The sequence below is a fragment of the Pseudogulbenkiania sp. AW2-16 genome, from assembly GCF_056824575.1.
The window spans coordinates 1,153,687-1,166,705 of the sequence record NZ_CP157668.1; the positions used below are offsets into that span (position 1 = coordinate 1,153,687).

8 protein-coding genes and 1 pseudogene are annotated in these 13,019 nt (G+C 67.8%); 5 read left to right on the plus strand and 4 right to left on the minus strand.

Translation table 11 applies throughout. From position 1 onward, the window contains the following. The first annotated feature begins 154 nt into the window (after positions 1–154). Together ABKF58_RS05490 and ABKF58_RS05495 are read left to right on the plus strand one after the other, a co-directional pair. Entirely contained in the window at positions 155–1,492 is a 1,338-nt protein-coding gene (locus ABKF58_RS05490) for a glycosyltransferase family 2 protein (RefSeq protein WP_482583715.1), read from the plus strand. Continuing rightward, on the plus strand, positions 1,489–2,427 hold the full coding sequence (locus ABKF58_RS05495) for a hypothetical protein (protein ID WP_482583716.1): 939 nt from the start codon (positions 1,489–1,491) through the stop codon (positions 2,425–2,427). The genes ABKF58_RS05490 and ABKF58_RS05495 overlap by 4 nt, the downstream gene beginning before the upstream one ends. Positions 2,428–2,485: 58 nt before the next feature. On the opposite strand, the gene ABKF58_RS05500 is transcribed toward ABKF58_RS05495, so the two are convergent. Continuing rightward, the gene (locus tag ABKF58_RS05500; protein ID WP_482583717.1) at positions 2,486–4,834 is read right to left on the minus strand and encodes a sensor domain-containing diguanylate cyclase; all 2,349 of its coding nucleotides are present in this window, start codon (positions 4,832–4,834) and stop codon (positions 2,486–2,488) included. A 95-nt stretch (positions 4,835–4,929) separates the two neighbouring features. Beyond that, a pseudogene (locus ABKF58_RS05505) lies at positions 4,930–5,659 on the minus strand (16S rRNA (uracil(1498)-N(3))-methyltransferase). A gap of 320 nt (positions 5,660–5,979) precedes the next feature. On the opposite strand from ABKF58_RS05505, the gene ABKF58_RS05510 reads away from it, so the two are divergent. Continuing rightward, positions 5,980–6,771, plus strand: a complete 792-nt coding sequence (locus tag ABKF58_RS05510) for an inositol monophosphatase family protein (protein WP_482583719.1) — start codon at positions 5,980–5,982, stop codon at positions 6,769–6,771. Between the two features lie 260 nt (positions 6,772–7,031). Here ABKF58_RS05510 and rarD read toward each other — a convergent pair whose 3' ends face one another. Next, entirely contained in the window at positions 7,032–7,937 is a 906-nt protein-coding gene (gene rarD / locus ABKF58_RS05515; RefSeq protein WP_008955441.1) for an EamA family transporter RarD, read from the minus strand. Between the two features lie 332 nt (positions 7,938–8,269). On the opposite strand from rarD, the gene ABKF58_RS05520 reads away from it, so the two are divergent. Continuing rightward, positions 8,270–11,752 carry an indolepyruvate ferredoxin oxidoreductase family protein gene (locus ABKF58_RS05520; protein WP_482583720.1) on the plus strand — a complete coding sequence of 1,161 codons (3,483 nt, stop codon included), beginning with the start codon at positions 8,270–8,272 and terminating at the stop codon, positions 11,750–11,752. Between the two features lie 302 nt (positions 11,753–12,054). On the opposite strand, the gene ABKF58_RS05525 is transcribed toward ABKF58_RS05520, so the two are convergent. Beyond that, positions 12,055–12,294: a hypothetical protein gene (locus tag ABKF58_RS05525; protein ID WP_482583721.1), complete on the minus strand. Its 240-nt coding sequence runs from the start codon at positions 12,292–12,294 to the stop codon at positions 12,055–12,057. A 173-nt stretch (positions 12,295–12,467) separates the two neighbouring features. On the opposite strand from ABKF58_RS05525, the gene ABKF58_RS05530 reads away from it, so the two are divergent. Beyond that, positions 12,468–12,980: a GNAT family N-acetyltransferase gene (locus tag ABKF58_RS05530; protein WP_008955434.1), complete on the plus strand. Its 513-nt coding sequence runs from the start codon at positions 12,468–12,470 to the stop codon at positions 12,978–12,980. The last annotated feature ends 39 nt before the right edge of the window (positions 12,981–13,019 follow it).

Sequence of the window (13,019 nt, forward strand, 5' to 3'; positions counted from 1 at the left end):
GCCCAGTTAGCGCAAACGCATTTTAAACTGGATGTTGTTTTTCATATAACATACCATGCCCGGCTGAGCGACTCGCGCCGGCTACGGCAGGCGGCGGGTCCGGGTGGCGGGCCGGCGTGCCCGCCGGTCGTCAATCCAGTCGAACATCCCCTCCATGTATCTTTCCGTACGCAGCAAATTCGCCCTGGCCACCAGCGGTGCGGTCGTCTGGACCGCGTTGTCCGCCTGGCTGGCACAACCCTGGTTTGCCGAACTGAGCACTCACCTCGGCCGTTACCTGGCGTGGTTCCTGATCGGCGGCATCGCCATCGTGCCGGGCTTCATGAACGCCTTCCTGCTACTCAGCCTGGCGCTCGACAAACGCCCGCGCCGCCAGCCGCTGGAGAGCTACCCGCCGCTGAGCATCCTGATCGCCGCCTACAACGAGGCCGCCTCGATCGAGGAGACGCTGGTCAGCATCGAGCGCCAGGACTACCCGGGCGAACTGCAGGTGATCGTGATCAACGACGGCTCGCAGGACGACACCGCCGCCATCGTGCGCCGCTGCCTGCCGCGCTACCCGTGGCTGCACCTGCTGCACCTGGAAAAGAACGGCGGCAAGGCCAACGCGCTCAACCTGGGGCTGGCCCAGGCGCGCCACGAGCTGGTGCTGACGGTCGACGCCGACTCCTACCTGTACCGCAATGCGCTGTGCGCCATCGTCGAACGCTATCGCCAGGACCCGCCCAACACGCGCGCCGTGGCGGGCACGGTGCTGGTGCGCAATTCGCGCGAGAACTGGGTGACGCGCTGCCAGGAGTGGGACTACTTCCACGGCATCGCCGCCATCAAGCGCGTGCAGTCGCTGTACCAGGGCACGCTGGTGGCGCAGGGCGCCTTCTCGCTGTACGACCGCGCCACGCTGATCGAGGTGGGCGGCTGGCCGGAGAACGTCGGCGAGGACATCGTGCTGACCTGGGCCATCCTCAAGGCCGGCCACCGCGTCGGCCACAGCGAGGACGCCTGTCTGTTCACCAACGCCCCGAGCACGGCGCGCCAGTTCCTGCGCCAGCGCAAGCGCTGGTCGCGCGGCATGGTCGAGGCCTTCAAGCAGCACCCCAGCCTGCTGCTGAAGCCGCAACTGCCGACCTTCTTCATCTACTGGAACCTGCTGTTCCCCTGGCTCGACCTGGCCTTCACCATCGGCTTCATCCCCGGGCTGGTGCTGGCGCTGTTCGGCCACTACTGGATCGTCGGCCCGATGACGCTGGCCCTGCTGCCGGTGGCGCTGCTGATGAACTTCATCATGTTCTCGGTGGAACGCAAAATGTTCGACCTGCACGGCCTCAAGGTGCGGCGCAATACGCGGGGTTTCCTGATCTACACCCTGTGCTACAGCCTGCTGCTGCAGCCGGCCTGCCTGCTGGGCTACCTCGCCGAACTGTTCAATGCCCGCAAGCACTGGGGCACCAAGGACACCGCACCCGTCAAAGTACAGCCGGAGGGCAAATGAACAAGCTGCTGCAACCCACCCTGCTCGCCCTGCTGCTGGCCGCGAGCCCGTTCGGCCAGGCCGCCGAGACCACCAACGACGACCAGGGCGCCGGCGCGGCGTTCTTCCTGTCGCGCGACAACGAGGGCTTCACCACGCGCCGCCTGGCGCTGGAATACCTGCCCGACTACCAGCACGCCGACGCCCTCACCGGGGTGCGCTACACCGACCATCACTACAGCCAGCACGACTGGCAGCGCGACGGCCAGCAAATCGCCCTGCTGCACCGCCAGATCGACCCGGCCACCGCCAACGGCTGGCAGATCGACACCGGCCTGTTCCGCCAGGGCGGCCACGACCTGGTGACGCTGGACGGCAGCTACCGTCGGGCCCTGGCGCAGCGCACCGGGCTGGAGCTGTTCGTCAACCGCGACTGGGTGGAAACCCAGAACTCGCTCGACCGCGGCGTGCACTTCAACTACTGGGGTGCCAGCCTGGACCAGGGCCTGGGGGAACACCTGACGCTGGTGGGCCTGGCGGCGCGCCAGGACTTCTCCGACGGCAACGAGCGCAGCCACGGCCGCCTCAAGCTGATCTACCAGCCCTGGCTCGACCTCGGGCTGACGCTGCAGGCGCGCTACCGCACCTACCACAGCAGCAGCGACGACGTCGACGGCGCCTACTTCAACCCCAAGAACTACGACGAGTCGATGCTCGCCGTGGGCTGGCGCAAACGCCTGCAGGGCTGGACCGGCACGCTCACCGCCGGGCTCGGCCGCCAGCAGGTCAACGACGACCCGCGCAGCAACACCCGCCTGCTCGAACTCGGCCTGCAAAGCCCGTTGCGCGCCCAGCAGTCGCTGCGGCTGCGCGGCGGCTACAGCCAGAGCGCCTCGTTCAACGGCCCGGATTACCGCTACCGTTACCTGCAGGGGGAATGGATCGCGCGCTTCTGAGCCGCTGCGAGGTTGGCCGAAGCGCGCTGCCGGCCTGAGCGCGGCACCGGCCATGCGCTCAGGCGTCGGCGGAGTCCAGCGGCTCGCCGGCGACGCAGATCGGCGGCGCCGCGCCGGTCTTGGCGCGGTACATCGCGGCGTCGGCGCGCTGGATCAGGGCCCCGACGCTGTCGCCATGCTCCGGGTAGGTGGCGATGCCGATACTGGCGGAGACCGCGAGCCGCAGCGCGCCCACCTCGCAAGGTTGTTCGATCGCCGTGCGCAGGGTGTGCGCCAGCTGCTCGACGCTGGCGAAGTCATGGTATTCCGCCAGCAGGATGACGAACTCGTCGCCGCCCAGGCGGCACACCGTGTCCGACTCGCGCACCAGCGCCAGCAGGCGATCGGCCACTGTGCGCAGCACCACGTCGCCGACGTCGTGGCCGTAGCAGTCGTTGATCGGCTTGAAGCGGTCGAGGTCGAGGAACAGGATGGCGAGCCGGCGCTGGTAGCGCCGCGCCAACGCCAGCGCCTGGCTGGCGCGCTCCAGCAGGTGGGCGCGGTTGGGCAGCCCGGTGAGGTAGTCGTGATGCGCCAGGTGACGGATGCGCTCTTCCGCCTGGCGCCGCTCGGTGACGTCCTGGAACATGCCCACGTAATTGACCACCCGGCCCTGGCCGTCCACCACCCGGCTGATCGAGATCATCTCCAGGTACAAGTGGCCCTGCTTGTGCCGGTTCAGCAATTCCCCTTCCCAGAACCCGTCCTGCCCGATGCTGCGCCACAGCTCCTGATAGAAGTCCGCGTCGTGCTGCCCGGAGGCCAGGATCTTCGGCGTCTGGCCGATGATTTCCGCGGCGCTGTAGCCGGTGATGAGGGTAAACGCCGGGTTCACCGAGACGATGCGCTCCTCGGCGTCGGTCACCATGATGCCGGTCGGGCTCGCCATGAACACGGTGCTGGCCAGGCGCATGCCCGCCTCGTTCTTGTGCCGCTCGGTGACGTCCTCGATGACGCCGACGATGCCGAGCACCTTGCCCCCGGCATCGTGCAGGGCGCAGCCGGTGGTCACGCCCCAGAACTCGCCGCCGTCGAAGCGCCGGTAGCAGCGCTCGATGCTGGCCGGGGTACCCTGCTGCGCGCTCACCCGAGCCTGCCAGTCGCGCGCGCCGTCCTGCTCGGCGGGCGGCAGCAAGGTATCGTAATCGCGGCCGATCAGCTCCGGCAGCAGGGTATGGAACATCGCCGCCATGCGCTGGTTGGCGTGGGCGATCTTGCCGTCGGGCTTCATCAGGAACAGGGCGACGCTGGAACTGTCGTAGATGGCGCGCAGCAGCGACTGCTGCTCGGCCAGATGGCGGTTGGCGAGCGAGGCTTCGCGCAGCGCGGCGGCCAGCCGCAGGTGGCTGCGGCCGAGCAGCTGGCTGGCGGCCACCAGCAGCAGGGTCAGCACGATGCCGCTCGCCAGCACGATGCGGGCGTTGCCGTCGAATGCCTCGCCGCCCCAGTAGCCCGCCAGGGGCTCGACGCGGAAGGTCCAGGTGCTGCCATGCAGGCTGGCGCGCCGCACCACCGCCTCGCCCTGCGCCGCGGCGCCGGGGTGCAGCTGGTACATCTGCGCGGCGGGCTGCAGCGTGTCGCCGGCGTACACCTGCAGCGCGATTTGCGACGACAGCTGCGGGTATTCGCTTTGCAGGTAGCGTTCCAGCAGCTGCCTCACGCGCAGTGGCGAGTAGGCCCAGCCGAGCAGCGCCGCGCGCCGCTCGGCCACGCTGGCCAGCGGCGCCCCGGCGCGGTACACCGGCTGGAACAGCAGCACGCCGGGCTGGGCATCCTGCCGGGTTTCCTGCAACAGGGTGAGCTTGCCGGTCATCAGCGCCCGCCCCTCGTCGGCGGCGCGGCGGGCGACGGCGAAGCGCGTCGGCTCCAGCGACATGTCGAACCCCAGCGCGCGCCGGTTGCGCCAGTCGAAGGGCTCGACGTAGATCACCGCGGTGTAGGGGTCGCGCGGCCCGGGCGGGCGGATATCGTAGTCGGCAAAACCCTGGGCGCGCATCGCGGCGACGTGGCGCGCCTTGTCGCGCGCCGGCACGATGGCGACGTAGCCGATGCCGGTGATGCCGGGGTAGTAGCGCGGCAGCTCGAGCCCCTGGACGTAGCGCCGGAACTCGTCGCGCTCGACCTCGGCGCTGGCGGCAAACAGCCCGGCCACGCCGCGCAGGATCTGCGCCTGCACTATCATGCGGTGCTCGAAGCCACTGACCAGCTCGGTGACGCGAATCTCGAACTTGGCCCGCGCCAGCGCCGCCTCGCGCGTGCGCATGTGCTGCGCCTGCAAAGCGGTGAGCGCAACACCGACGATGAGAATCAGCCAGGGCAGCGCGCGGAACAACGGTCGCCCTGGCGTTGGCACAGTCTGCTTCGGCACGTCATGGCCCCCCCGGCCACTGGCATACTCTTCATCTTAATCGCCAGCGGTGCGGGATGGGACCGATTTTTGTCCGGAAACGGGGCCGTCCGGCCTCAGCCGCGGTAGTCGCCCCACACCGTCTGGATCGCCGCCACCGCCGCCAGCGCCGCGGTCTCGGTGCGCAGGATGCGCGGGCCGAGCTTGAGCGGGGTCCAGCCGGCCTCGATCGCCGCGCCTTCCTCGCGCGCCGACAACCCACCCTCGGGGCCCGCCATCAGCCGAGGCCGAGGCCGGGGCGGCGGCGATGTCGGCCAGCCGTTGCGTGCCGAGCGGCGACAGCACCAGCCGGGCGTCGGCCTCGGGCAGCTCGCGCAGCCATTCCGCCAGCGTCAGGATCGGCCGCACCTCGGGCACGCTGTTGCGGCCGCACTGTTCGCAGGCGGCGATGACGATCTCCTGCCAGCGCGCCACGCGCTTGTCGGCGCGCTCGCCCGAGAGCCGCACCACCGAGCGCTCGGCGGTCAGCGGCTGGAACACGCTGACCCCCATCTCCACGCCCTTCTGCAGCGTGAATTCCATCTTGTCGCCGCCGGAGATGGCCTGCGCCAGCCCGAGCCACACCGGCGACTCGCGCGCGACGTCGGCGAACTCGCCCAGCACGCACTCGGCGTCGCGCTTCAGCACCCGGCTCAGGGTGGCGGGATATTCCCCGCCGCGGCCGTTGAACAGCGTGATGGCGTCACCGGGATTGAGGCGCAGCACCTGAACGTGGCGCAGCACGCTGTCGGGCAGCGCGAGGGTCATGCCGGGGGCAAGTTCCCCGTCGAGAAAAAAGCGTGGCATTGTCTTGAAAGTCCTTGGCGATACCGGTATTTTGCTTTGTTTGCTGCGGTTGCAACAATACTCCTCTTGCCGTCGCCGGCCCTGCCCCGGCTCACTCGGCCACAGCACCGACGCGTAGCGTGCGAAAGCAATCGTCGCGAGCGGCCCTCGGCGGGGTTAAAGAGCAGCGCAGGAACCGGACTGTACATAAAGTACATGAGGATCGTGGCTGAGCGAATCTCCACGAGCGATTCGCCCGCGCAGAGCCGCGCATGAGCCCCGATCAGGGACGCGCAGTAGATTTATTCACAAGCTCTCAGCTCATCGTTAAGGAGAAACGGATGCAGGTGGTCGACCAGGTAATACGAGCCCTGCGCGAAGTCGCCCAGACCGAAGTGATGCCGCGTTTCCTGCGCGTGGGCTCCAGCCGCAAGGTCGACGGCACGCTGTTTACCGAGGCCGATCTCGCCTGCCAGCAGGCGCTCGTGCGGCTGCTGCCGACCATCCTGCCGCATCCGGTGCTGGGCGAGGAGATGGACCGCGCCCAGCAGGAGGCGCTGTGGCAGGCCCACCGCGACGGCCTGTGGGTGGTCGACCCGATCGACGGCACCACCAACTTCATCAACGGCCTGCCGTATTTCGCCATCTCGGTGGCGCTGATGATCGACGGCAAGAGCGAGCTGGGCGTGATCTACAACCCGGTGTCCGACGAGATGTTCTACGCCCGCCGTGGCCAGGGCGCCCACATGAACGGCATCCCGCTGCCGCTGAAGAAGGTGCCCAATTGCATGGGCGACGCCATCGCCGGGGTCGAGGTGAAGTACCTGCGCTCGGGCAAGCTGGCAGCGCGCCTCAACAGCCTGGCGCCGTGCGGCAGCCAGCGCAATATGGGCGCCTCGACGCTGGACTGGTGCTTCCTCGCCGCCGGCCGCTACGACCTCTACCTGCACGGCGGCCAGCGCCTGTGGGATTACGCCGCCGGCGTGGTGATCCTGGAAGAAGCCGGCGGCCAGGCCGCCACGCTCAACACCGACGACTACTGGGCCGACCAGCCGTGGAGCCGCTCCGCCATCGCCGCGCTCGACCCGGAACTGTTCGCGCAGTGGCTGCGCTGGGTGCGCGCCAACCAGTAAAGTAGGCGGCGGCGCCTTGGCATCTTGAGCGCCGGCGGTGCTGCGTGCGAATCTATCGCTGAGCAAATCAGAGATTGGCACGCAGTCATTCGCTCAGCGATCAGGAATCCTCATGGGCTGTATGTACATTGCGGTTCCTGTGCGCTGGCGGCACTCAACCTGCCTTGACTCGCTCGCCCACTTGGGCAGGCTCAGCCCCATCTCTCCCAGGAAACAAAAAAGGTTGGCCGAAGCCAACCTTTTTGCGCCATGAACCCCGATCAGGCCGGCTTCACGCTACGGGTGCGCAGGTAGTCCAGCAGCCCGGCGCCGGAATACAGCGCCAGCCCGGCCCAGATGAAGCCGAAGCCGACCAGCCGGCCGGCGCCGAACGGCTCGTGGAACAGCCAGGCGCCGAGCAACAGCTGCATGATCGGACTGGTGTACTGGATCACCCCCACCGTGGCCAGCTTGAGGCGGCGCGCGCCGGCGGCGAACAACAGCAGCGGAATCGCCGTCACCACCCCGGCCCCGGCCAGCATCGCGTCGTGCAGGCCGTCGACGTGGCCGAACGATCCCTGCCCCTGCCATTCGAACCACAGCAGCGCGCCCAGCGCCAAGGGCAGCATCAGAAAGGTTTCCAGCGCCAGCCCCGGCAGCGAGGCCAGCGGCGCCTGCTTGCGCAACAGCCCGTAGCAGCCGAACGACAGCCCCAGGCCCAGCGCCACCCACGGCGGCGTGCCGGCCAGGATGGTGAGCCACAGCACGCCGAGCGCCGCCAGCCCCACCGCCGCCTTTTGCACCGGCACCAGCCGCTCGCTGAGGAACAAGCGCCCCAGCAGCACGTTGATGAGCGGGTTGATGAAGTAGCCCAGGCTGGCGTCCAGCACGCGGTCGGCGTTCACCGCCCAGATGTAGATCAGCCAGTTGGTCGACAACAGCGCCGAGGACAAGGCGAAGATGCCGAGCCTTTTCGGCTCGCGCACGAACGGAACCAGCCAGCCCCACTGGCGCTGCACCAGCAGCAGCAGCGCCACGAACAGCGCCGACCAGGCGATGCGGTGGCACAGAATCTGCAGCGCCGGCACGTCGTGCAGCGGCTTCCAGTAGAGCGGGAACAGCCCCCAGATGAGGAAGGCACCGAACACGAACAGCACGCCGCGCCCGGTTTCATGGGATGAAGACATGGGAAAATCTCGATGTGGGAGGGTCATCGGCGCAACACGCCGTTTTTATCCCTGTAGCCTAACGCCCGCCAGCTCTGCCTTCAATCGGCTCTGGCAGACAAGACTGTTCAAGTGGCCGAACAATCGTCACCTGCGTTAGCACTTGCTGCACTGGCACAGACGCAACGCGGGTCATGCCGATCCGTCAATCTCTTTGACGTTTACGTTAACGTTACCTATAGTCCGCTGAAACTACCGCGCGGCATCCTTGAACTAAAACAGTAAGAGGAGAAGGCCTGCCCACAAGGCGGGTTGCCGCTGACGCCACAAGCGAGCACAGGAGGAGAACCCACATGTCGATCCGCCATGTCGATCTGGAAGAAAAGTACACCGCGCCCACCGGGCAGGTATTCATGACCGGCATCCAGGCGCTGGTGCGCCTGCCGATGATGCAACAGGAGCGCGACCGCGCCGCCGGGCTGAACACCGCCGGCTACGTCACCGGCTACCGCGGCTCGCCGCTCGGCAACGTCGACCTGTCGATGCAGAAGGCCGAGCCGTACCTCAAGCAGCACAACGTGGTGTTCCACCCCGGCATCAACGAAGACCTCGCCGCCACCGCGGTGTGGGGCACGCAGCAGGTCAACCTGTTCGATGGCGCCAAGTACGACGGCGTGTACGCGATGTGGTACGGCAAGGGCCCGGGCGTGGACCGCTCCGGCGACGTCATCAAGCACGGCAACGTGGCCGGCACCAGCCAATTCGGCGGGGTGCTGCTGGTGGCGGGCGACGACCATGCCGCCAAGTCCTCCACCTTCCCGCACCAGTCCGACCACATCCTCGCCGCCAGCATGATCCCGGTGCTCAACCCGTCCGGGGTGCAGGAAGTGCTCGACTTCGGCCTGCACGGCTGGGCGATGAGCCGCTACTCGGGCTGCTGGGTGTCGATCAAGGCCATCACCGACACCGTGGAGAGCGCCGCCATCGTCGACGTCTCGCCCGAGCGCATCAACGTGGTGATCCCGGACGATTTCCCGCTGCCGCCGGACGGCCTCAACATCCGCTGGCCGGACACCCCGCTGGCGCAGGAAAAGCGCGTGCTGCACCACCGCCTGTACGCCGCGCTGGCCTACGCCCGCGCCAACCACCTCAACAGGATCGTGCTCGATTCGCCGCAGCCGCGCCTCGGCATCATCACCACCGGCAAGAGCTACCTCGACGTGATGCAGGCGCTCGACGACCTCGGCATCGACGAGGCGCTGGCGGCCGAGATCGGCCTCAGGATCTTCAAGGTCGGCATGACCTGGCCGCTCGAGCCGGAAGGCGTGCGCCACTTCGCCGAAGGGCTGGACGAGATCCTGGTGGTGGAAGAGAAGCGCCAGATCATCGAATACCAGCTCAAGGAGCAGCTGTACAACTGGCGCGACGACGTGCGTCCGCGCGTGGTCGGCAAGTTCGCCGAGAAGGGCGAATGGGCGCTGCCGCACGGCGACTGGCTGCTGCCGGCGGCGGGCGAGCTGACCCCGGCCATGATCGCGCGCGCCATCGCCAGCCGCCTGGCGCTGATCTTCGACAGCCCGGTAATCCACGACCGCCTCAAGTTCTACGATGACAAGGAAGCGCAGCTAGTACAGCCGCGCGAAGCGATCGCACGCGTGCCGCACTACTGCTCGGGCTGTCCGCACAACACCAGCACCAAGGTGCCCGACGGCAGCCGCGCGCTGGCCGGCATCGGCTGCCACTACATGGCGACCTGGATCGAGCCGCACACCAAGACCTTCAGCCAGATGGGCGGCGAAGGTGTGGCCTGGCTCGGCCAGGCACCGTTCACCAATACCCGCCACGTGTTCGCCAACCTGGGCGACGGCACCTACTTCCACTCCGGTCTCTTGGCGATCCGCGCCGCCATCGCCGGCAAGGTCAACATCACCTACAAGATCCTCTACAACGACGCCGTGGCGATGACCGGCGGCCAGCACGTCGACGGCCCGCTCAACGTGCCGATGATCACGCGCCAGCTCGCTGCCGAGGGCGTCAAGCGCATCGTCATCACCAGCGACGAGCCGGAGAAGTACCAGAACGTGAAAGGGTTGGCCGAAGGCGTCGAGGTGTTCCACCGCCGCGAGCTCGACCGTCTGCAAAAGGAACTGCGCGAGACCGAAGGCACCACCATCCTGATCCACGACCAGACCTGCGCCGCCGAGAAGCGCCGCCGCCGCAAGCGCGGCGACTACCCCGACCCGGCCAAGCGCGTGTTCATCAACGAACGCGTGTGCGAAGGCTGCGGCGACTGCAGCGTCAAGTCGGGCTGCCTGTCGGTGATGCCGGTGGAAACGCCGCTGGGACGCAAGCGCAAGATCGACCAGTCGAGCTGCAACAAGGACTACTCCTGCCTGGAAGGCTTCTGCCCGAGCTTCGTCACCGTCGAAGGCGGCAAGCTGCACAAGCCGGCGGCGGCTTCGGCCAACCTCGGCAGCCTGCCGCCGCTGCCGGCGCCGCTGGTGCCGTCGGCGCACCACCCTTACGGCATCATGGTCACCGGCGTCGGCGGCACCGGCGTGGTCACCATCGGCCAGGTGCTGGGCATGGCGGCCTACCTCGACGGCAAGGGTGTCACCGTGCTCGACATGGCCGGCCTGGCGCAGAAGGGCGGCTCGGTGTGGTCGCACGTGCGCATCGCCGACAACAAGGAGCAGCTGCACGCGGTACGCATCGCCGCCGGCGACGCCAACCTGATCCTCGGCTGCGACCTGGTGGTGACCGCCGCCGAAGAGGCGCTGGCCAAGATGCGCGAGGGCTTCAGCCACGCCATCATCAACAGCTTCGAGTCGCCGACCAGCGCCTTCCTGAAGAACCCGGACCAGCGCTTCCCGGCGCGCAGCATGAAGGACGCCATCATTGAATCGGTCGGCGCCGGCCACTACTCCGAGGTCAACGCCACCCGGCTCGCCACCTCCCTGCTCGGCGACGCCATCGCCAGCAACATGTTCATGCTGGGCTACGCCTGGCAGAAGGGGCTGGTGCCGGTGAGCGAGGAAGCGATCATGGAAGCGATCCGCCTCAACGGCGCCGCGGTGACCTTCAACCAGCAGGCCTTCTTCTGGGGCCGCCACGCCGCGCACGACCCGGCGCGCGTCGAGGCGCTGGTCACCCCCAACGCCGTGGTGCAGTTCGTTCCACGTGAAACACCGGACGCCGTGCTGCACCACCGCGCCCAGCTGCTCACCGCCTACCAGAACGCCGGCCTGGCCGAACGCTACAAGGCGCTGGTGCAACGCGTGAAGGCGGCCGAGGACGGCGTCAAGCCGGGCAGCCAGGCGCTGACGCTGGCGGTGGCCAAGAGCTACTACCACGTGCTGGCCTACAAGGACGAGTACGAGGTGGCGCGGCTCTACAGCGACGGCGAGTTCCTGCGTGCGCTGGACGGCACCTTCGAGGGCGACTACACGCTGCACTTCCAGCTCGGCGCCAGTTGGATGACCGGCGGCAAGGCCAAGAAGATCAGCGTCGGGCCGTGGATGCTGCCGGCGATGAAGGTGCTGGCCAAGCTGCGCTTCCTGCGCGGCACCCCGCTCGACGTCTTCGGCTGGCAGGCCGACCGGAAACTCGAACGCCGCCTGATCGGCGAGTTCGAAACGCTGGTCGACACCCTGCTCCAGGGGCTCAAGGCCGACAACCTCGCCAGCGCGGTGGAGCTGGCCAAGTTGGCCGAAGGCATCCGCGGCTTCGGCCCGATCAAGGACCGCAGCTACGCCTTCGCGCAGCAGAAGCAGCAGGAACTGCTGACTGCCTTCGCCGGCAAGGGGAAGGTCGTCAAGGGCGTGGTGGCGGCCTAACCGGCTCCATTAGGCGGCTGTGCCTGCGCATCTTGAGCGCCGGCAGTACTGCGTGCGAATCCATCGCTGAGCAAATCAGAGATTGGCACGCAGTAATTCGCTCAGCGATCAGGAATCCTCATGTACTCCATGTACATTCCGGTTCCTGTGCGCTGGCGGCACTCAACCTGCTTTGGCTCGCTCGCACCACTGAAATAGGTGCCGAGCAAAGCACAAAAGAGTATTTCGAGGAGTGTTGGGCGCGGACCGGTTCCGCGCCTTTTTTCGTCCCGGGCGGGGCACACGCGCACCAGCGCGGCACCTCAGGACAGCATCAGGCTCAGCCGGCGCGCCTGCTCCAGCGCCTGGTCGCCCTGGCTGCACTCGTCCTCCCACACCCAGACCCCGTGCACCCGGTCCAGCGTCTCCACCAGCCAGACGCGTCCGCCGCTGCCCAGCGCCACCCGGCGCGCCCGCGCCGGACGGCAATAGTTGAACATCACCAGCTCGCTGGTGGTACCGGCCACGGCCTCCGGCTTGGCTTTCGACTTGAACTTGAACATGTTGACTCCGGGAATCTCGATCCGGCTGGATACAATGCAATCCTCGTGCCAGTTTCCGGCTCCTTTTGACAGCCGTGGAACCAACACCTAGCATGAATCCTCAAGCATCGACTCCGCACCAGAACGGCACGGCTCGAGAGAGCACTGCCGCCCGCCCAGAGGAGACCTCCAGCATGCACATCCGTGACGCGCGCCTCGCCGACCTGCCGCCGATTCTCGCCATCTACAACGACGTCATCGCCACCTCGACCGCGGTGTACTGCGACCTCCCCAGCACGCTGGAAGAGCGCCAGGCCTGGTTCGAGGGACGGCGGGCGCAGGGCTACCCGGTGCTGGTGGCGGAATACGGCGACGAAGTGGTCGGTTTCGCCAGCTTCGGCGATTTTCGCGCCTTTCCCGGCTTCCGCTACACCGTGGAGCACAGCGTGCACATCCACCGCGACCACCGCGGCCGCGGCATCGGCGAGCACCTGCTGCTGGCGCTGTTGCCGCGCGCCCTGGCCCTGGGCAAGCACGTCATGGTGGGCGGGGTGGACGCCGCCAACGAGGGCTCGGTGCGTTTCCACGAGCGCCTCGGCTTCACCCAGGTCGGCCACATGCCGCAGGTCGGCTACAAGTTCGGCCGCTGGCTCGACCTGGTGTTCCTGCAGCGCTACCTCGACGCCCCGGACAGCCCGCGCGACTGAGCGCCCTCCCCGCTTGCGACGGAAAACCGGACGCCCGGC

Coding starts and splice junctions, on each gene's coding strand:
- ABKF58_RS05490 (WP_482583715.1), top strand. CDS start 155: ATGTATCTTTCCGTACGCAGCAAATTCGCCCTGGCCACCAGCGGTGCG.
- ABKF58_RS05495 (WP_482583716.1), top strand. CDS start 1,489: ATGAACAAGCTGCTGCAACCCACCCTGCTCGCCCTGCTGCTGGCCGCG.
- ABKF58_RS05510 (WP_482583719.1), top strand. CDS start 5,980: ATGCAGGTGGTCGACCAGGTAATACGAGCCCTGCGCGAAGTCGCCCAG.
- rarD (WP_008955441.1), bottom strand. CDS start 7,937: ATGTCTTCATCCCATGAAACCGGGCGCGGCGTGCTGTTCGTGTTCGGT.
- ABKF58_RS05520 (WP_482583720.1), top strand. CDS start 8,270: ATGTCGATCCGCCATGTCGATCTGGAAGAAAAGTACACCGCGCCCACC.
- ABKF58_RS05525 (WP_482583721.1), bottom strand. CDS start 12,294: ATGTTCAAGTTCAAGTCGAAAGCCAAGCCGGAGGCCGTGGCCGGTACC.
- ABKF58_RS05530 (WP_008955434.1), top strand. CDS start 12,468: ATGCACATCCGTGACGCGCGCCTCGCCGACCTGCCGCCGATTCTCGCC.